17 protein-coding genes are annotated in these 20,118 nt (G+C 65.4%); 4 read left to right on the top strand and 13 right to left on the bottom strand.

Features of this window, described 5'->3' with window-relative positions; genetic code table 11:
* Window positions 1-109 precede the first annotated feature (109 nt).
* Window positions 110-2,134, bottom strand: coding sequence for a CocE/NonD family hydrolase (locus Q7J44_RS13765; protein WP_304880769.1), 2,025 nt, complete (start codon window positions 2,132-2,134; stop codon window positions 110-112).
* A gap of 110 nt (window positions 2,135-2,244) precedes the next feature.
* On the opposite strand from Q7J44_RS13765, the gene betC reads away from it, so the two are divergent.
* Complete coding sequence (gene betC / locus Q7J44_RS13760; RefSeq protein ID WP_304880767.1) at window positions 2,245-3,774, top strand: choline-sulfatase; 1,530 nt, start codon at window positions 2,245-2,247, stop codon at window positions 3,772-3,774.
* A gap of 39 nt (window positions 3,775-3,813) precedes the next feature.
* Here betC and Q7J44_RS13755 read toward each other — a convergent pair whose 3' ends face one another.
* The 8 genes from Q7J44_RS13755 to Q7J44_RS13720 all read right to left on the bottom strand — a co-directional run bounded on the left by Q7J44_RS13755 (window position 3,814) and on the right by Q7J44_RS13720 (window position 13,310).
* Window positions 3,814-5,517 (bottom strand): GMC family oxidoreductase, encoded by a 1,704-nt coding sequence (locus Q7J44_RS13755; RefSeq protein WP_370693011.1) that lies wholly within the window; start codon window positions 5,515-5,517, stop codon window positions 3,814-3,816.
* A gap of 79 nt (window positions 5,518-5,596) precedes the next feature.
* Window positions 5,597-6,067, bottom strand: a complete 471-nt coding sequence (locus tag Q7J44_RS13750; protein ID WP_304880765.1) for an OsmC family protein — start codon at window positions 6,065-6,067, stop codon at window positions 5,597-5,599.
* Between the two features lie 70 nt (window positions 6,068-6,137).
* A complete protein-coding gene (locus tag Q7J44_RS13745) occupies window positions 6,138-6,923 on the bottom strand; it encodes a carnitinyl-CoA dehydratase (RefSeq protein WP_304880976.1) in 786 nt (261 codons plus the stop codon).
* A 12-nt stretch (window positions 6,924-6,935) separates the two neighbouring features.
* Window positions 6,936-8,927: an acetate--CoA ligase family protein gene (locus tag Q7J44_RS13740; protein WP_304880763.1), complete on the bottom strand. Its 1,992-nt coding sequence runs from the start codon at window positions 8,925-8,927 to the stop codon at window positions 6,936-6,938.
* A 261-nt stretch (window positions 8,928-9,188) separates the two neighbouring features.
* A complete protein-coding gene (locus tag Q7J44_RS13735) occupies window positions 9,189-10,352 on the bottom strand; it encodes an acyl-CoA dehydrogenase family protein (protein WP_304880761.1) in 1,164 nt (387 codons plus the stop codon).
* The gene (locus tag Q7J44_RS13730) at window positions 10,352-11,809 is read right to left on the bottom strand and encodes a carnitine 3-dehydrogenase (RefSeq protein WP_304880760.1); all 1,458 of its coding nucleotides are present in this window, start codon (window positions 11,807-11,809) and stop codon (window positions 10,352-10,354) included. The genes Q7J44_RS13735 and Q7J44_RS13730 overlap by 1 nt, the downstream gene beginning before the upstream one ends.
* Window positions 11,810-11,892: 83 nt before the next feature.
* Entirely contained in the window at window positions 11,893-12,405 is a 513-nt protein-coding gene (locus Q7J44_RS13725) for a lipocalin family protein (protein ID WP_304880758.1), read from the bottom strand.
* Window positions 12,402-13,310, bottom strand: coding sequence for a 3-keto-5-aminohexanoate cleavage protein (locus tag Q7J44_RS13720; RefSeq protein WP_304880756.1), 909 nt, complete (start codon window positions 13,308-13,310; stop codon window positions 12,402-12,404). The genes Q7J44_RS13725 and Q7J44_RS13720 overlap by 4 nt, the downstream gene beginning before the upstream one ends.
* On the opposite strand from Q7J44_RS13720, the gene Q7J44_RS13715 reads away from it, so the two are divergent.
* Window positions 13,309-14,364: a GlxA family transcriptional regulator gene (locus Q7J44_RS13715; RefSeq protein WP_304880755.1), complete on the top strand. Its 1,056-nt coding sequence runs from the start codon at window positions 13,309-13,311 to the stop codon at window positions 14,362-14,364. The two genes, Q7J44_RS13720 and Q7J44_RS13715, sit on opposite strands and share 2 nt — an antisense overlap.
* A 203-nt stretch (window positions 14,365-14,567) precedes the next feature.
* Here the strand turns inward: Q7J44_RS13715 and Q7J44_RS13710 are convergent, their stop codons facing one another.
* Window positions 14,568-16,583, bottom strand: coding sequence for a M3 family metallopeptidase (locus Q7J44_RS13710; protein ID WP_304880753.1), 2,016 nt, complete (start codon window positions 16,581-16,583; stop codon window positions 14,568-14,570).
* A gap of 113 nt (window positions 16,584-16,696) precedes the next feature.
* Window positions 16,697-17,422, bottom strand: a complete 726-nt coding sequence (pth, locus tag Q7J44_RS13705; RefSeq protein WP_304880751.1) for an aminoacyl-tRNA hydrolase — start codon at window positions 17,420-17,422, stop codon at window positions 16,697-16,699.
* An 81-nt stretch (window positions 17,423-17,503) separates the two neighbouring features.
* On the opposite strand from pth, the gene Q7J44_RS13700 reads away from it, so the two are divergent.
* A complete protein-coding gene (locus Q7J44_RS13700) occupies window positions 17,504-17,884 on the top strand; it encodes a GFA family protein (RefSeq protein ID WP_304880750.1) in 381 nt (126 codons plus the stop codon).
* Between the two features lie 79 nt (window positions 17,885-17,963).
* Here Q7J44_RS13700 and Q7J44_RS13695 read toward each other — a convergent pair whose 3' ends face one another.
* Both Q7J44_RS13695 and Q7J44_RS13690 read right to left on the bottom strand, forming a co-directional pair.
* Window positions 17,964-18,575, bottom strand: coding sequence for a 50S ribosomal protein L25/general stress protein Ctc (locus Q7J44_RS13695; protein WP_304880749.1), 612 nt, complete (start codon window positions 18,573-18,575; stop codon window positions 17,964-17,966).
* A 73-nt stretch (window positions 18,576-18,648) separates the two neighbouring features.
* Window positions 18,649-19,101, bottom strand: coding sequence for an Rrf2 family transcriptional regulator (locus Q7J44_RS13690; RefSeq protein WP_304880748.1), 453 nt, complete (start codon window positions 19,099-19,101; stop codon window positions 18,649-18,651).
* 44 nt (window positions 19,102-19,145) lie between these two features.
* On the opposite strand from Q7J44_RS13690, the gene Q7J44_RS13685 reads away from it, so the two are divergent.
* A complete protein-coding gene (locus Q7J44_RS13685; RefSeq protein WP_304880747.1) occupies window positions 19,146-20,045 on the top strand; it encodes an NAD(P)/FAD-dependent oxidoreductase in 900 nt (299 codons plus the stop codon).
* Window positions 20,046-20,118: the final 73 nt, after the last annotated feature.

Raw genomic sequence — 20,118 nt, 5'->3', positions numbered from 1 at the left:
TCCCTGAATGGCGGCGGTTAACCCCGCGCCGGTTTTGTTGACTGGTGAGTCAATAGAAACGGGTGTTTTGCATTGGGGCAACGATTCGTGCCCCGTGATCGCGATTTTTTCAGACAAAGCGTCGCGGCACCTTTTCGTCGAAATCACGGGAAAAGATCACTTTATCATCCTCCCAGGCGGTCAGCGTGGCCTGCATGTGCAAATGCGACGCATCGCCGCTCATAACCGCCGTGGCTTGCGTCCGCACCCGCCAGTCACCGCGTGACAGGCGCTGTTCCCAGACATGGGTGGCGCGCGCCGACAGCGGATCGGTCGGATGAATTTCCCAGCGTTCCGACAAGGTTTCGCCCGAACATAAGCCATGTGTCAGATTTTCCACATCGCCGGAATCCTCGAAAACGCACAGCGCCTGCATCCCTGTGATCATGTCCGTCTCGACCACCCGCCGCGACTGGCCCTCGCGCAGCACCCGGTGGGCCCACTCCGGGGCCGCCTCCGGCTCTGGCGGCACCCAACCCTTGCCGCCCTGATGCACCGGCAGGGCCAGGCTGCCTTGGGTTATCGTCAGGCTGGCCTGTACGGGCGACGGCCAGACAAACGGCCAGTAGCTGTTTGACAGCGCCAGCCGCAGCCGGTGACCGGGGGCCAGCCGGTAAGCCATCTGGTCCAGATCAAATGCCACCTCTTGCGACTGCCCCGGCACCATCGGTTCCGGCTCTTCCCGACTGTGGCGGTGGCACAGGTTCAGCATCCCATGCGCAATCCGCACCGAGGCACCGTCTGGCCCCACATCGCACAACCGCGCCACCACGAACCCCAGCGGCTGATCAGATGCCAGCCGCAACCGCAGCCGCGCCGCCCCCAGCAGCGCCAAGGGCGCATCCAGCACATCGCCGTCAAAACACAGGCTCATCGCATCATCGGCCCGCTGATCGCCGGGCATTTCAGCATTCAGCCCCATGGGAAAAAACTCACCCGCTGACAGGCCAAGATGTTGCGGTGTAGACACAATCCGCTCAAAACCTGCGGTTTCGCCTTGCCCCAGATATCCGCCGGATGCGCCGCGGTCCCGCCCCGGCATCAGGCTCAGCACCGAAGCGCGCACATTCGGGCCGGGCCACTGATCCTCCGCCACCCAATGCCCTTCCCGGTGCCGCGCGCTGGCATCGGGGGGGGCCGAATGCAGCATATAGGCCCGCATCGCCGGGTCCGCCTCTGCCCCGTTCTCAATGCCTTTCAGCCAGCGGTCCCACCAGCGGATCGCCTCTTGCAGAAAGCCGATGGCAGGCCCCGGCACCGCCGTATGCGGGTACTGATGTACCCACGGCCCCACAATGCCCTTGGCCATCCCGGGGGCACCCACATTGCGCACCAGCGCATCCACCGTGTTCATGTAATTGTCCGCCCAGCCGCCGATCGACAGCACCGGCACCTGCATCCGCGAGAAATCCTCGCAAACCGACCCATGCCGCCAATAGGCATCGCGCGCCTGATGTGCCGCCCAACGCGGGGCCAGCCATGGCTCTGCCTCCAGCCGTGCCAACCAGTCCGCACGCCAGTCCGGGCGCAGCACCGGGTCCGCCGGACGACTGGAGAAGGACAGCATCACCGCCCCCCAGCCGAAATTCTCCCCCAGCAGACAGCCGCCCTTGAAATGAATGTCATCGGCAAAACGGTCGGTGGTCGAACAGACCGAGATCACCGCCTTCAGCGCCGGCGGCTGCAGAAAGGCGGTCTGCAGGCAGTTGAACCCGCCCCAGCTCTTGCCCATCATCCCCACGCTGCCCGAACACCACGGCTGCGCCGCCAGCCAGGCAATCACATCGCAGGCATCCTGCAATTCCTGCGCGGTATACTCATCCGTCATCAACCCTTCACTGTCGCCATTGCCCCGCATATCCACCCGGACCGAGGCATAGCCATGCCCCGCCACATAAGGGTGCATCATCTCATCGCGCGGCAGGGTGCCATCGCGCTTGCGATAGGGAATGTATTCCAGTACCGCCGGAACCGGCGCGTGCGCGGCCCCCTCCGGCATCCAAACCCGCGCCGAAAGCCGGGTGCCATCCGGCATCACAATCCCCATATCCTCCAATTCGACGAGGTTTTGAGGAAACTTTTTAACCGTTTTCATGCGATTCCCCTTGATGGCGCATTTGGCTTGCAGCTGTCGCAAGCGTTCAAGACAGGACCAGACATGCGCAACACCGTTGTTCCAAGACCAAAGCCCAAAGGAACCTCCCGATGATCGATGCCCAGCCTGATGCCACGACCGACCGCCCGAACATCCTGATCATCATGGTGGACCAGCTCACCGGCACCCTGTTCCCGGATGGCCCAGCCGATTTTCTGCACACGCCTCATCTGCGCAGACTGGCACAGCACGCGCTGAGGTTCCAGAACTGCTATACCGCGTCGCCGCTCTGTGCGCCTGCGCGGGCGTCGTTCATGTCGGGTCAGCTGCCCAGCCGCACCCGGGTCTATGACAACGCCGCCGAATTCGCGTCTGACATTCCGACCTATGCGCACCACCTGCGCCGTGCGGGCTATTACACCGCGCTTTCGGGCAAGATGCATTTCGTCGGCCCCGACCAGATGCACGGGTTCGAAGACCGGCTCACCACCGACATCTACCCCGCCGATTTCGGCTGGACCCCGGATTACCGCAAACCCGATGAACGGATCGACTGGTGGTATCACAACCTCGGCTCGGTCACCGGCGCGGGCGTGGCCGAAATCACCAACCAACTGGAATATGACGATGACGTGGCCTTTCAGGCAGTGCAGAAACTCTACGACCTGTCGCGCGGGGCCGACCCGCGGCCGTGGTGCCTGACGGTCAGCTTCACCCACCCGCATGACCCCTTCGTCGCCCGCCGCAAATACTGGAACCTGTATGAAAACGCCCCGGAACTCGACCCGCCAGACCCCATCGGCTACGCCGACCAGGACCCCCATTCCCAACGCCTGATGGATGCCTGCGACTGGCGCGCGTTCGACATCACGCCCGACCAGATCCGCCGCGCGCGCCAGGGCTACTTCGCCAACATCTCCTATATCGACGACAAGATCGGCGAAATCTTCGCCGTGCTGGAAGCCGCCCGGCAAGAGGCGGTGGTGGTCTTCCTGTCCGACCACGGCGAAATGCTGGGCGAACGCGGCTTGTGGTTCAAGATGAACTTCTTTGAGGGTGCCGCCCGCGTGCCGCTGATGATCTCCGCCCCCGGCCTCGCACCCGGCCTGATCACCGACCCGGTCTCCACCATCGACCTCACCCCAACCCTCGCCGCCCTCGCCGGGGTCGACATGGCCGAGGTGATGCCCTGGACCGATGGCGTCGACCTGCTCCCGATGGCCAACGGCGGCACTCGCCCGATGGTCGCGATGGAATACGCGGCAGAGGGCACGATCACCCCGATGGTCGCCCTGCGCGAAGGGGCCTGGAAATACATCCTCTGCCCCGCCGATCCCGAACAGCTCTTCGACCTGGCCGCCGACCCGGACGAACGGGACAACCTCGCCACAGACCCCCGCGCCGCCCCCGTGCTGGCCCATTTCCGCAAGGCCGCCACCGCCCGCTGGGATCTGCTGCGCTTCGACTCTTCGGTCCGCGAAAGCCAGGCCCGCCGCTGGGTGGTGTATGAAGCGCTGCGCAACGGCGCCTACTTCCCATGGGATTACCAACCCCTGCGCGCCGCCTCCGAACGCTACATGCGCAATCACATGGACCTCAACGTGCTGGAGGACAGCAAGCGATTTCCCCGCGGCGAATAGCCCGGCTCCACCCTCGGACGCTCCGCGAGGCGGCCACCGTCATCGAGCATCCTCCAGAACCAGTCCTGCCCCTTTCCAGCCCATCAGGATCGCCGGCGCGTTGGTGTTGCCGGCGATGATGTTGGGAAAGCTCGCGGCATCAATCACCCGCAGCCCCGCCACCCCGCGCACGCGCAGCCTTGCGTCCAGCACGCTGGTCGCTGGGTCCGCCCCCATCCGGCAGGTGCAGGACGGGTGATACACCGTGCCCGACCGGGCCCGGATATCGGCGATCAGATCCGCGTCCGAAGTGACCGCCGGGCCGGGCCGCAGCTCTTCGCGGATCAGCCGCGCCATCGCGGGTTGCGCCGCAATCTTGCGCAGGAATTTCACCGCCTCCAGCATCTCGTCCACATCATGCTTTGTCGCAAAGGCATTGGCCACGATCACCGGATGCGCCAGCGGGTCGGGGCTGGCCAGCCGGATCTCCCCGCGCGAGGTGGGGCGGCAGTTCGACAGCCCCAGCGACAGACCCGACCACGGGTCGGGCGACAGGATCGGGCGCTCGCCATTGCGCGGGATCAGGGTGGAAAACGCCTGCATGTACAGTTGCATGTTCGGCCGGTCGAGGCTGGGATCAGTGCGGAAGAACCCGCCCGCATGGTTGATCGATTTGGCCAGCGGCCCGCGCCCGCCCAGCAGGTACTGCATCCCCGCCAAAGCCTTGCCCCACCAGGGCCGCAGCGCATCATTGTAGGTCGGCACCCGCATCGACCAGGTGTAGTTGATGCCCTGATGGTCGCTCAGATGCCGGCCCACATTCGGGTTGTCCACCAGCACCGGCAGGCCCATCCCCTGAAGCAACGCCCCCGGTCCGATGCCCGACAGTTGCAACAGCTGCGGGCTGTTCACCGCCCCGCCCGACAGGATCACTTCCCCGCGCGCGCGCGCAGTCTCAACCTGCGCGCCACGCCGCAACTCAACCCCCACCGCGCGGCCTGCTTCAAAGATCACCCGCGTCACCTGCGCATGGGTCACCACCCGAAGGTTGGGCCGCCGCATCGCCGGGCGCAGAAAGGCCCGCGCGGTGGAGTTGCGCCGCGCGCGCTTGATCGTCATCTGGTAGACGCCCGCGCCTTCCTGCACGGCCCCGTTGAAATCGGCGACCTCACGCAGCCCCGCCTGACCACAGGCCGCGATGTAGTCGCCCACCAGCGGATGCAGCCCCTGCCGGTTGGCCGAGATGAACAGCGGCCCGCCCTGCCCGCGAAAGTCATCGCCCCCGGCCTCGGTATCCTCGATCTGGCGATAGGCGGGCAGGCAATCGTCCCAGCCCCAGCCCGGTGCCGCAGCGCCCCAGTCATCATAATCCGCCCGGTGGCCCCGGATCCAGACCATCGCATTGATCGCAGACGACCCGCCAAGGATCTTGCCCCGTGGCCAATGGTCCCGGTTGCCCGCCAGCCCCGGATCGGGTTCGCTGCGGTACATCCAGTTCACCGCCGGGTCATAGAACAGCTTGCCATAGCCAAGCGGCATCTGCACATAAAACCGCCGGTCGCTGCCCCCGGCCTCGATAAGGGTCACGGTATGGCGGCCCGACGCGCTCAACCGTTCGGCCAGAACACAGCCCGCCGAGCCTGCCCCCACGATGATGTAATCGCTGTCTTCCATGCTGCCCCAGCTGCTGATCAGCGGCCAGACTAGCCCCGCTTGCCACAACCACTTGCGCAAATCCGACACCGGATGTCGCGGCCATATCATGCCATGCAGCACAAGCCGCGCGGCAGGTCATTGGCCCATCGGCACGGGCCACAGGTTCAGACCAAAGGCCCCCACGCTTCTATTGCTCGGTGACAAAACGCGGCGCGCAGGTCACGGGAAAGGCCACCGACCGCGCGATGAAACAGACTGCATGGATACGGTGGTGAATCGCCTCTGCCAAGCCTTCATCGGCCCCGGGTGCCAGAGTGATCACCGGCCGCAGCTCCACCGCTGTAAACCGCCCCGCACCCCCCGGCCCGATCTCGCCCGTTCCGACCGGGCTGTCCTCATATTCCGTCACCACAATTCCCGCCTCTGACGCGTAATGCAGATACCACAGCATATGACAGGCCGAGAGCGCTGACAGCAGCAGGTCTTCAGGGTTCATCTTGCCCGGATCACCGCCCAGCAAAGGGTCGTTGGAGCATTGCACCACCGCCTTGCCCGGCACCGCAATCTCCCAGCTCCGCGCATAACCGCGATAGCTGCGCGTGCCCTCACCCGTGTTCCCGGTCCAGACAATCCGGCTGCTATAGTCATGCGTTGCCATCGCCCTGCCCTTCATCTTGGCTCAAATACTCCGGGGGGTCCGGGGGGCTGGTCCCCCGGCGATCCCCGCCTCACCGCCCCTTCCAGACCGGATCGCGCTTTTCGGCAAAGGCGCGTGCCCCTTCCAGCTGATCCTCTGACGAATACAGCCGGTCCACCGTCGGCATCTGGCGCTTGGTCACCCGGTTCATTGCATCCTGAAACCGCATATCCTCGGCCTCGCGCACCACTTCCTTGATCGCCGCATACACCAGCGGCGGCCCCGCTTCCAGCAGCCGCGCCAGATCCCAGGCTTTGCCCAGCAGCTCCTCCGGCGCGCAAACCTCCCTGAGCAACCCCCAGTGCCGCGCCTCCTCTGCATCAAACCAGCGCCCGGTCAGCAACAGATCCATCGCCACATGATAGGGGATGCGCTTGGGCAGCTTGATGCTGGCCGCGTCCGCCACTGTGCCCGACCGGATCTCGGGCAGGGCAAATGTCGCATTGGCGCTCGCAAGGATCAGATCGCAGGACAGCGCAAGTTCCAGCCCGCCGCCACAGCAGATGCCGTTGACCGCCGCAATCACCGGCTTGTTCAGGTTCGGCAACTCCTGCAAGCCGCCAAAGCCGCCGACCCCGTAATCACCGTCCACCGCATCACCCGCCGCCGCCGCTTTCAGATCCCATCCGGGGCAAAAGAACCTGTCGCCCTCGGCCCGCAGGATCGCCACCCGCAACGTATCGTCATCGCGAAAGGCGCGGAACACCTGCCCCATGATCCGGCTGGTCACCAGATCAATCGCATTGGCCTTTGGCCGGTCCAAAGTCACCTCCAGCACCGCACCCTCAACCCGCGTGCGGATCGGCCCCTCTGACATCATCTCCATAGCCTATCCTTTCCGTATCAACGCATCGACCGCCACCGCACCTTCGGCAAACACCAGCACCGGGTTCAGCTCGATCTCTTCAAACCTGTCGTCATCCGTCATCAGGGCGCACAGCCGCCCCACCAGATCACACAGCGCCCCCACATCGCCCCGCGCCCGCCCCCGATACCCGTCGAGCAGCGGATACAGCCGCAAGCGCCGCAGCGCCGTCAGCACCTCATCGCGACTGGCGGGCAGCACCAGCGTCACCGTATCGGCCAGCAACTCCGCCGTCACCCCGCCCATGCCCAGCGTCAGCGCCACCCCGTACACCGGATCGCGCCGCAGCCCCACCAGCACCTCGGCCACCGCACCGACTGCCATCTCTTCTACCAGATAGCCCATCGCCCCCTGCATCTCGATTTGGCCCTCCAGCGAGGCGAGCCCCAGCCGCACCGCCCCGGCCTCGGTCTTATGCGCAAAGCCCAGACCCTTGAGCACCAGCGGGGGCCGGAGCCCCGCCGCGCGCGCCGCAACCTCTGCCAGCGTCGGCGCACAAACCCCCAAAGGCACCGCAACCCCCGCCGCGCGAAGCAACTCCTTCGCGGCCGCCTCGTCCAGCAAAGGCACCTCGCGCGCGACCCGCGCCGCCAAAGGCACCGCCGGTTGCACCCCCCAAACCCCTTGCGCCGCCCGGATCGCCCCCAGCGCCGCCTCCAAACCCATTAACGGCACCACACCCTGCGCCATCATCCGCTCCGCCAGCGCCTCGTCGAAATTCTCCGGCAGCGACGCCACCGGAAAGGCCGGTTTGCCGGTCGCCTGCACAGCCGCCACAATCGCGTCCAAAGCCGGCTGGAAAGATGACGGATCACAGCGATCCGGCCGCGGCGGGTCGATGACGAATACCCCCGCATCATACCCGGCCAACATGGTGGTGAACACATCCGTGGTGCGCGGCCCGTCTCCCCAGATGAAGGTGTGGTAATCCAGTGGATTGGCGATGGTGACAATCGGCCCGAGGATCTCCCCCAACCGCGCCCGCTGCGCCGCCGAAGGTGCCGCAAACTCCAGCCCCGCCGCCGCCCCCAGATCGGCCACCAACCCCGCCTCCCCCCCGGAACAGGACAGCGAGCACAGACGCGGCCCCAGCCCCCGGCCATGGGTGTGGAATATCTTCAGCACCTCCAGCAGCTCCGGCAAACCCGCCACCTCGGCAATCCCCGCCTTGCGCAGAAAGGCCGAAGACACCGCCGCCTCTCCCGCCAAGGACGCGGTATGCGACGCCGCCGCAACCCGACTCAGCTCGGTCTTGCCGGATTTCAGGCAGACAATCCCCTTGCCCAAGCGCGCCGCCTCAGCGGCCAGCCGCGCCAGCGCAGGGGCATCGTCAATGCCCTCAACATACATGCCCAGCGCCGTCACCCGGTCATCGGCCAGCAGCGCCCCGGCCAGTTCCGCCAACCCCACCTGCGCCGCATTGCCCAGACAGGCAACGTAAGCCACCGGCAGCCCGCGCGCCTGCATGGTCAGGTTGATCACGATGTTGGACGATTGCGACAGCAGCGCCACACCCCGCTCCACCCGCCGCCCGCCATGCTGATCGGGCCACAAAAGCGCCCCGTCGAGATAGTTGATCACCCCGTAGCAGTTCGGGCCCAGCACCGGCATCCCCCCCGCCGCCGCCACCAGATCGGCCTGCAACCCGGCCTCCCCCGCCTCCTCCCAGCCAGAGGCAAAACAGATCGCCCCGCCCGCGCCCATGGCGGCAAGCTCGCGCACGACACCAAGCGTGGCATGCCGGTTCACCCCGATAAAGGTCGCATCCGGCACGTCAGGAAGATCGGCCAAAGACCGGAAGGCAGGCACCCCGCCCACGGCCGTGCGCGTCGGATGCACTGGCCAGACTGGCCCGGCAAACCCCATCTTCTGACATTGGGCGATCACGTTTCCGGCCCAGCCAGAGCCAAGCACCGCAATAGAGCGCGGCTGCAGAAGGCGCGAAAGCCGCGTCATGTCCGGCCTCGCGATCTGTGGCAAACCCCGGGGCTCTGCCCCGGACCCCGGGATATTTTTGAACAAATAATAAGAACACCCCGCTTCCACGAAGGAAACGGGGTGCCATTACCTGTTACGGTCATAGGCGTCCCCGCCTGTACCGCAAGTTTATCATGATAGTGAAAGATTAAGGAAAGATTGTCGTAAGGCTGATTCATCGCATTATCTGTTCACAAATATCCCGGGGGGTCCGGGGGGCTGGCCCCCCGGTCCGACAGTTCAGCCGCCCTGCGCGCGCAGCAACTCGCGGCTGATGATGTGGCGCTGGATCTCCGAGGTGCCTTCCCAGATCCGCTCCACCCGCGCGTCGCGCCAGATGCGCTCCAGCGGCAGCTCGTCCATCAGCCCCATACCGCCATGGATCTGGATCGCCTCATCCGCGATCATTGCCAGCACTTCGCTGGCTTTCAGCTTGGCCATGCTCATATCGGCCTCGGTTACCGTACCCTGATCGAATTTCCACGCCGCTTCCCAGGTCAGCAGCTCTGCCGCTTTCAGCTCCATCGCCATATCGGCGAGCTTGAAGCTGACGCCCTGAAACTTGCCAATGGACTGACCGAACTGGTGGCGCTCCGCCGCGTAGGCAATGGTGAGGTGCAGCGCGCGGTCGGCGCGGCCGAGGCAGGTGCTGGCCACCTGCAGCCGGGTGGCGCCAAGCCAGGTGTTGGCGACCTCGAACCCCTTGTGCGGCTCGCCCAGCACGTTTTCCGCCGGTATGCGGCAATCGTCGAATTCCAGCACCGCGTTGGTATAGCCGCGGTGCGACACGTTCCGATAGCCGTCGCGCACGGTGAAGCCCTTGGTGCCCTTGTCGACGAAGAACGCTGTGATCTTTTTCTTCGGCCCGCGCGGCGTGTCTTCTTCGCCCGTCGCCATGAAGGCGATGGTGAAGCCCGCCAGATCCGCATGGCTGATGAAATGCTTGGTGCCGTTCAGCACCCAGTCGCCGCCCTCTTGCCGGGCCGATGCTTTCATGCCGCGCAGGTCCGACCCGGCCCCGGGTTCGGTCATCGCCAGACAATCCCAGGTCTCCCCCCGGATGCAGGGCATCAGGTAGCGTTCGCGCTGATCGGGCGTTCCTGCCAGCAGGATGTTCGACGGGCGTGCCACGCAGGTCCAGTGCAGCGCGTAATTCGCGCGGCCCAGCTCGCGTTCATAGAGCAGCCAGGACAGGGTATCGAGGCCCGCGCCGCCCACCTCCTCCGGCATGTTGGCGGCGTAAAGCCCGGCAGCGATGGCCTTCGCCTGGATCTCGCGGATCAGCTCCAGCGGCAGGTGGCCTGATCGTTCCACCTCCAGTTCATGCGGGTACAGCTCGCTTTCCACAAAGGCGCGGGTGGTGTCGATGATCATGCGCTGCTCGTCGGTCAGGCCAAAGTGCATCACGCGTTCCTTTGCCCGACATGGCGGCCTGCCGCCTCGGGGCGGGGCAGCGCGGCATGCGCTTGCGCAATCGGCAGCAGGCGGTCGAGGATCGTCTGCGGGGCGGCGCAGGTCTTGCCGCGCCCCATATCGACATGCAGCAGCATCTGTTCCAGAGTTGCCACAGGCTGGCCGTCCTTCAGGATGCGGATGAAGATGTGCAGCCGTTTTTCATCTGCCGCCAGCACCTGCACGGTGCCGGTCAGCGCGTCTCCCAGTTTGGCCTCCCCCGTATGCATGATGTGGGTTTCGGCGGTGTAATAGCTGAAGCCGGTGCCGACATAGGCAATATCCGCGCCGATGTGGCGCAGGAAGGCGTCAGAGGTTTCCGAGGCCGCGAACAGGTAGCGGCTTTCGGTCATATGGCCGTTGTAATCGATCCAGCCGGGCAGCACCGTCATCCGTGCGGTTTCCATGGGACCCTCGCCCACCACCGGCGCGAAGGCCGCGGCGCGGCGGCGGGCATCATGCTCCAACAGAACCTTGCCCGCGCCCCAGTTGCGCTCTTTCAGCACGCGCAGAAAGCCGATCAGGTTCTGGTCGCGGATGCGTTCCAGCTCGCGGATCGTGTATGCGCCCGATTGCGCATCCGACTGCCCGGCAATCAGATCGACCAACTCGTCGGTGAACTCCGGCACATCGGTCAGCTTGGTCCACGGCCATTGCAGGCAAGGTCCGAACTGCGCCATGAAATGCTTCATCCCGGCCTCACCCCCGGCCACGCGGTAGGTCTCGAACAGCCCCATCTGGCCCCAGCGCAGGCCAAAGCCCATGCGGATCGCCTCGTCGATTTCTTCCGTGGTCGCCACGCCATCCTTGACCAGCCACAGCGCCTCGCGCCACACCGCCTCAAGGAAACGGTCGGCGATGTGGGCATCAATCTCCTTGCGCACGTGCAGGGGGAACATGCCGATTTCACGCAGGGTCTCTTTCACCCGCTCGATCAGCGCCGGGTCAGACGCCGCCGATGGCACCACCTCGGCCAGCGGCAACAGATAGACCGGATTGAACGGATGGGCGACAAAGATCACCGCCGGATTGGCGGCATTTTGCTGCAGTTCCGACGGTTTGAAGCCCGAGGTTGAACTGCCGATCGGCGTATCCGATGCCACCTGCTGGATTTGCGCAAACACCCGGTGCTTCAGGTCCAGCCGTTCGCTGACCGACTCCTGAATGTAGTCCGCCCCCTCCACCGCCTCGGTGATCGTCCCGGCGAAACTCAACGTACCCTCGGCCGGCATCGGCCCGTCTGACAGCGCGGGCAGCGCCGCGCGGGCATTGGCCAGCACCTCGCCCACCTTGCGCGGGGCCTCCGGGTCGGGGTCGAACACTGCCACGTCCCAGCCGTTGAGCAGGAACCGCGCCGCCCAGCCGCCGCCGATCACCCCGCCGCCAATGATTGCCGCCTTGCGTGCCATCTGTCGTCCCTTGTCTGTCTGTTATCGGTGGCGGCCCCCACCCCCGCCCCTCCCCTACAAGGGGGAGGGAGGGGCGGCAGGCGCTACCGCTGATCCGTCCGCTGCAACGCCGCCTCGTCATACCCGTTCCTGGCGAACACCTGCCCCGCCCAGCGCCGTTCCGCTTCGGTCACATGCCGGTCGCGGTGCAGCATCCAGCCTGCCGTGCGCGTCGGCGTGCCGACCAGCAGCGTGCGCCCGTCGCGGCTCTGCCCAATCACCCAGTAATCCCCGGCAAAGGGCACACCGCCCAGCTTCACCTTGAACTGCCCCGGCCCGACCTTTGCCGCCGTCCCGGTGATCTGCACCAGCTGACCGCCCCGGCGGCAGCGGTTCACGACACTCAGGCCGCCCTCAATCGCACCGTAAGTCGCCGTGGTATGGCTGCAGCCGTCCTGAAACGGCGCGGGAAAGCTCGCCACCTCATACCACGTGCCCAGCAACCGCTCGGGCGCGATATCCAGCAGATACATCGGGGCAAAGGCATAGCGCGGCGATGGCGTGTGCGGCTCGCATGCCGCCAGTGCCAGCATGACAGGCAAAAGAAATCGTTTCATAGCGGGGCCCTTTTCTCCAGTTTCAGCCGCGCCCGCACCTCGGCGGGGGTGATCACCCGCGCGCCCATGTTCTCGATGATGGTGGCCGCGCGCTCGACAAGCTGAGCATTGGTCGCCAGAACCCCTTTGTCGAGCCAAAGGTTGTCCTCCAACCCCACCCGCACATTGCCGCCGCCAAGAACCGAGGCCGCCACATAGCCCATCTGATGCCGCCCCAGCGCAAAGGCCGACCAGTGCCAGGACGGCGGCACATTGTTCACCATGGCCATAAAGGTGTTCAGATCATCCGGCGCGCCCCATGGCACGCCCATGCACAGCTGCACCAGCACCGGCTCCGGGATCACGCCCTCTTTCACCAATTCCTTGGCCAGCCACAGATGCCCGGTGTCAAACGCCTCAATCTCGATCCGCACGCCCGCTGCCGTCATCCGGCGTGCCATATCGCGCAGCATGCCCGGCGTGTTGACCATCACATAATCGGCCTCGTTGAAATTCATCGTCCCGCAGTCGAGCGTGCAGATTTCGGGCCGGCACTCAACCACATGCGCCACCCGTTCCGCAGCACCCGCCATGTCGGACCGGGGGCCGATCCGGCCCATATCCTCGGTGCCCTCGAAATAGATGTCGCCGCCCATCCCGGCGGTCAGGTTCAGCACCACATCCTCGCCTGCGTCGCGGATGCGTTCCGTCACCTCGCGGTACAGCGCCAGCGCGCGCGACGGTTTGCCGGTCTCGGGGTCCCGCACATGGCAATGCACCACGGCGGCCCCGGCCTTGGCGGCATCAATGGCACTATCGGCAATCTGCTTGGGGCTGCGCGGCACATGCGGGCTGCGGTCCTGCGTGCCGCCCGATCCGGTCACGGCACAGGTGATGAAGACTTCGCGGTTCATGGTCAGTGGCATGGCAAACCCCTTTGTTGCCTCCCAGCTTAACGCGCTTGCCAACCCGCGCCTTGCGTTTTACGAAATCTGCATGACGGAAAATGCCCTCTTTTCTCCGGCCCAAAGCCCGCTGGACCTTGCCGTGCTGGTCCTGCCGCATTGCTCGATCCTCGAAGTCGCCTCTGTGCTGGACCCGTTGCGCAACGCCAACCGGCATCTGGGGCGCGACGCCTTCCGCTTTCGCGTCGTCACCCCCGATGGCCAGGCAGCACCCCTGACCTGCGGGATCGAGCTGCCCGCCTCTGGCCCGCTGTCCGCCGCCAAAGGCGCGGCGATGCTGATGGTGATCGCGGGCTACCGTCTGGCCGAGGTGGCCACCCGCCCGCTGATCCGCGACCTGCGCCGGATGGCGCATGGCTTCACCGCCATTGGTGGCGTGGATGCCGCCCCATGGGTGCTGGCGCGCGCCGGTCTGCTCGACGGCCACCGCGCCACCGTGCACTGGGAGGATCTGGAGGATCTGGCCCACCTGCACCCGCAGGTCACGGTCTGCCCCGACCGCTATGTCATCGACCGCAACCGGATGACCGCAGGCGGCGCTGCCCCCGCCTATGACCTGATGCTGCACCTGATCCGCGCCCGCCACGGCGCAGGCGTCGCCCGTCAGGTAGCGCAGAGCTTTCTGCAGTCGCCCCGCCCCGGCCATGCGGCGCAGATCGCCCCGCCCCCCGGTCCCTTGAGTGCCGATCCGGGGCTCGACCCGCGCGTGGCGCGGGTCCTCGCCCGGATGGAGGCCAGCCTTGACGCGCCGGAACCGATGGCGACCCTCGCGGCACATGTCGGCTTGTCGGCCCGCCGGTTGGAAAGCCTGTTCCGCGACAGCCTAGGCACAACGCCGGGTGCACATGCCCTCTCACTCCGCCTCGCGAGCGCCCGCCGGATGCTGACCGATACAGCCCATCCCTTGGCAGAAATCGCCCTGCGCTGCGGCTTTTCCAGCCCCGCCACCCTGTCCCGCGCCTTCCGCCGCGCCTTTGGCCAACCCCCGGCGTCGCTCCGGCGGCAAAGGGCGTAGGGGGGCCAGCCCCCCGGCTTCGCCTCCCCCCGGAGTATTTTTGCCAAGATGAAGCCGCCTGACGAATGTGGGGCTTCATCTTGGCAAAAATACTCCGGGGGATGGGCCAAAGGCCCAAGGGGGCAGCGCCCCCTTTCAACCGAAAGGTTGAGAATCCATGCTCTCTTTGCAGGCTGTAACACAGGGGGAAGGCGTGGGTCGCCTCACACCTCCTCCAGCAACCCCCGCCCCTTCAGCAAGGCTTCCACACCCGGCATCTTGCCCCGGAACTGAAGGTACAGATCCTCTGGCTCCTCAGACCCGCCCGCCGACAGGATGAACCGCTCCAGCCGCGCCGCCGTGGCCGGATCAAAGGCATCCCCGGTCTCTTCAAAGGCGGCGAAGGCATCGGCGTCCATCACCTCGGACCACATGTAGGAGTAGTAGCCGGAGGAATAGCCGTCGCCGGTGAAGATATGGGCGAAATGCGGGGTTGCGTGCCGCATCCGGATTGCCCGGGGCATCCCCAGCGCCTCCAGCACCTCGGCCTGTTTCTGCATCGGATCGGCGGGGGCCGGTCCTTCGTGAAACGCCAGATCCACCAGCGCCGAAGCGACAAATTCCACGGTGGAAAAGCCCTGATCATAGGTGCTGGCCGCCAGCAGCCGTTCCAGCATGTCCGACGGCATCGCCTCGCCGGTCTGCCAGTGCCGGGCGTGCTGCTCCAGAACGGCGGGCACCTCCAGCCAATGCTCATAGAGTTGGCTGGGCAGTTCCACAAAGTCCCGTGCCACCGAGGTGCCCGAGATGAAGCCATAGGTGACATCCGACAGCATCTGGTGCAGCGCATGGCCGAATTCATGAAACAGGGTGCGGGCGTCATCATAAGACAGCAGCGCCGGATCGCCCTTGGCGAAGTTGCAGACATTGACGACAATGGGCCGCACCTCGCCCCCCAGCTTGCGCTGCGACCGCATGGCCGAACACCAGGCACCGGACCGTTTCGACCCGCGCGCGAAGTAATCCCCAAGGAAAACCGCCACATGCGCGCCGTTGCGGGTGACTTCCCAGCCACGCACGTCCGGGTGGTAGAACGGGCCGTCAAGCGCGCGGAACTCCAACCCGAAAAGCCGGCCCGCACAATCGAACTGCGCGGCCAGCATGGCATCCAGCGACAGATAGGGTTTCAGCGCGGCCTCATCCAGATCATGCTCGGCCCGGCGGCGTTTCTCGCTGTAATAGCGCCAGTCCCAGGCCTCCAGCGGGCCGGTAATCCCGTCGGTGTGCAGCATCGCTTCCAGCACCGCCGCGTCCGCGGTCGCCTTGGCGCGCGCAGGTTGCCAGACCCGCATCAGCAGATCCCGCACGGCCGCCGGGGTCTTCGCCATCTCGGGTTCCAGCTTGTAGTCGGCAAAGCTGGCGTAGCCGAGCAGCTGCGCCCGTTCCTGCCGCAGCGCCAGAATTTCGGCGGCGATTCCCCGGTTGTCATGCGCGTTGCCATTGGCCCCGCGCGCCCCCCAGGCCTCATAGGCGCGCTGGCGCAGCGCGCGGCGCGGCGAGAATTGCAGGAAGGGCACGATCAGGCTGCGGTTCAGGGTGACCACCGGCCCCCCGGCATCGCGCTCCGCCCCGGCGGCGCGGGCGCTGGCCACCACGAACTCCGGCAACCCCTCAAGATCCGCCTCGTCCAGCGGCATGAACCACTCCCGCTCATCCGCCAGCAGGTTCTGGCTGAACCGGGTGCCCAGCACCGCCAGCCGCGATTTCACCGCCGTCAGCCGCTCTGCCGCCTGCCCTTCAAGCAGCGCGCCGGACCGCACGAACATCTGCCGGTACAGCGTCAGCACCCGCAGCTGTTCCTGCGTCAGGTCCAGTGTGTCGCGCGAGTCCCAAAGCATCTCGATGCGGGCGAACAGCGCCTTGTTGTTCGAGACTTCCGACGAAAACGCGCTCATCTTCGGGGCCAGATCGCGCATCAGCGCTTCGCGCGCGTCATTCGAATCTGCGCCGGACAGGTTGTAGAACACCCCCGCCACCCGGTCCAAAGCGCCCTCGGCCAATTCCAGCGCGTCGATCACATTTGCAAAGTCCGGTGCCTCGGCGCTGTCGGCGATTGCGGCGATATTGGCCCGTGCCTCGGCCAACGCGGCATCAAATGCGGGCGCGAAATCTTCATCCTTGATCTGATCAAAGGGCGGCAGACCAAAGGGCGTGGTCCAGTCCTGGGCGAAAATGGTCATAGGGGGTCTCCTTTGCCTGCAAAGCTAGGCATGCGCCGGGCAAAGGTCCACACCCGATGGGCTTGCACCTTTCTGAAATACTCCCGCGCGCGGAAGAGCTTCTGGCGGGGACCCTAGCGAAACCGGTCCAGAAGCTTTTGCATCGGGCTGCGGCTGTCTGGCGCTTGCGCAACCGGCACCGGCTTTTCGGCCGGTTTTTCCGCAGGCTTTTCCATGGGTTTCCCGTCAGACCGGGCCTTGTCCGAAGGCTGAAGTCTATCAGAAGACCGGGGCGGGGCCACACGCAGGGCGACGGCGTTCATGAACTTCTGCCCGTCCCCTGCCGCCAGATGTGCCGCACCATCGGACAGCCCGCGCAGCAGATCATCGAGCCAGTCCTGATCGGCCTTGGCAAAATCATGCAGCACATAGGCCGCCACCGCATCCTTGTGGCCCGGATGGCCGATGCCAAGCCGCACCCGGCCATAGCCTTCGCCCAGCATGCCACTGATGGACCGCAAGCCGTTGTGCCCGGCATGGCCGCCGCCCTGCTTGATCCGGCATTTGCCGGGGGCGAGATCCAGCTCGTCATGGAACACCGTTACATCGGTCAGGGCCAGCTTGTAGAACGCCATGGCCGCCTGCACCGACTGGCCCGACAGGTTCATGAAGGTGCCGGGTTTCAAAAGCAGCACCTTTTCGGCCCCCAGCCGTCCTTCGGCCACCTCGCCCCGGAACCCGGCCTTCCACGGGGTGAACCCATGGTCTGCCGCGATGCGGTCCACCGCCATGAAGCCGATGTTATGGCGGTTGCCCGCATATTTCGCGCCCGGGTTGCCAAGGCCGACAAAGAGTTTCATCGCAGTCTCCTTTACCGTCTTCCTTGACGAAGCCGGACCGGCCCGTCAAGCATCGGGGAAAATACCGGAGGGGAAGCGCAATTGCACCGAGGCTCCTGTCAGTGCCGTGCCGTCACCTTTACCGTCGCGGGTGAGTTGCCGCCACCCAATGCCTGCCATTGCACCATGTGCCGCAAGCAGTCCGGTCATGTCTTTGCCTCGACCGAGGTGAAAAAGGCGGACCTCACCGTGAACGGGGCCGAGCATATCACGTGGTATCCGTCGTCGCCCAAGGTCAGGCGCGGGTTTTGCGGGCGCTGCGGGTCGTCGCTGTTCTGGGACCCGCCGCACCGCGACTGGATCGCGGTGGCCATGGGGGCGTTTGACGGGGCGACCGGAACGCAGATGACCCTGCATATTTTCGTCGCTGACAAGGGTGACTATTACGACATTGCCGACGGCCTGCCCCAGAACGAGCACTGATGCAAAAGGCGCGGCAGGTTTCCCTGCCGCGCCAATGTCTGTTGCCAAAGTCTGGATCATCCGGCCCTGAGGCCACAGATCACTCTTCAGCGGCTTCTTCAGCGTTGTCTTCCGACCGCAGGCCCGATGGGGCTGCGATGTTGGCAATCACGAAGTTCCGCTTGATCGAGGGCACAACGCCTTCGGGCAGCGCGATATCTTCGATGTGGATCACATCGCCGATGTTCTTGCCGGTCAGGTCAACCGTGATGTGATCGGGGATATCGCCCGCGGTCACTTCCAGTTCGACTTCCTGACGGACCACGGTCAGCGTGCCGCCGCGCTTCAGGCCGGGGGCCAGATCCTGATTCTCAAAGTTCACGTGAATGAACAGATTGATCCGCGAGGTGCGGCGCAGGCGCATCAGGTCGACGTGGGTCGGAAGATCCTTGACCACATCGCGCTGAACACCGCGGCAGATCACGCGGACGTCTTCCTGACCTTCAACTTTCAGGTTGAACAGCGTCGAAAGGAAACGTCCCTTGCGCAGTTTGGTCAGAAGGTAGTTGTATTTGATGTTGATCGGTTGCGGGTCTACACCACCACCGTAAACAATACCGGGCACGAGTTGCTCACGACGAGCTTGACGGGCGGCCCCCTTGCCTGTCCCCGTACGTGCCTCGGCGATCAGATCAGGGATCTCACCAGCCATTGCAGTTCTCCATATAAATAAGTCCACCGCCCTCCAAGGGTGCGCGGCGCGACCGGGGGGCTATAGCGGGGAATCAGCGCGGGGGAAAGCGCAAATCGCCTTTTTCCTTTGCGCGGTGCACCATGGCCTGCGCCAGATCGGCAATCGTGCGGCTGGCAAAGTGGCGGCGCAGCACCGCTTCCGCCTCGGCCACCGCTTCGGTCATGGTGGAATGCATGGCGGCCACGATGGCGCAGCCCTGTTCCGCTGCCAGCGGTTCGACTGTCATAAGGGGTGCGCCAATGGCGGTGTAGACATCGGCCACAGTGATGCTGTCGGCCGGCCTCGCCAGCCGCCAGCCGCCAGCGTGCCCCTTGCCTGACACCACAATCCCCTGCACCCGCAGCAGGCCAAGCACCCGCCGCACCACCACCGGATTGGTGGCGTTGTGCCCGGCAATCGCCTCTGACGTAAACGCCTGATCCGGGGCCGCCGCCATATGGCCCAGCGTGTGCAGAGCGAGAGAGAGCTTGTTGTTTCGTTTCATGTAACTATCATAGTTACATGATTCTCAGGATGCAAGGAAAACGCATGGGCAATGATATGGATGTGGCCATCGTGGGCGGCAGCTTTGCCGGGCTGGCAGCGGGACTGATGCTGGCCCGGGCGCGACGGCGGGTTGTGGTGTTTGACGAAGGCCAGACCCGCAACCGCTTTGCCGACGCAGGGCATGGCTTTCTGGGAATGGACGGGCTTGCCCCGGCAGAGATGCAGCGGCGCGGGCAGGCAGATCTGCTGGCCTATCCCACCGCGCGGATTATCGGATCTCGCGTGACGGCCATCGCCGGGCAGGACGGGCGCTTTACCTTGGAGGCGGATGCAGAGTGGCTGGCGAAAAAGGTCATCCTTGCCCACGGCATGCGCGACATCCTGCCCGACATTCCGGGTCTGGAGCCGGGTTGGGGCAAATGGGCCCTGCAATGCCCCTATTGCCATGGCTATGAGGTCGCCGATCAGCCGACCGGCATTCTGATGACCAGCCCCGCCGCACCGCATCACCTGACCATGCTGCGCGACTGGACCGATGATCTGGCGCTGTTCTGCAATGGCCATCCGCTGCCAGATGAGCTGCGGGCAAAGGCGGCGGGTTGGGGCATTCCGGTCCATGACCTGCCTGTCGTCGCCATCCGCGACGACGGCCCGTCCCGCACGATCCTGCTGGCCGATGGGCAAGAGGTGCGGCGGTCGGTACTTTACCTGATGTCACGTTCCGAACCCTCATGTGATCTGCCCGCACAGCTTGACTGCCGGACCGAAGACGGAATGACCGGCCCGTTTGTCAGCGTGGATATGATGCAGAACACCTCTGTCCCCGGGGTGTTTGCGGCGGGTGATCTGTGCCGCCCGATGTATGGCGCGCTGTTTGCCGCCGCCGATGGCGCAAGGGCCGGAACGGCAGCGCATCACGCCTTGCTGTTTTCCGGCGCTTAGCCGGGTCGCGGCCAGCCCCTTGCCCGTCGCCTTCAGGATGGCGGCGGCGGGGCAGCTCTGCTAGATCCGGCGG

This window comes from Pseudotabrizicola sp. (assembly GCF_030656345.1).
GTDB lineage: Bacteria > Pseudomonadota > Alphaproteobacteria > Rhodobacterales > Rhodobacteraceae > Pseudotabrizicola.
The sequence above is the reverse complement of the archived record's forward strand: the minus strand, read 5'-3'. Positions and strand labels throughout refer to the sequence as shown.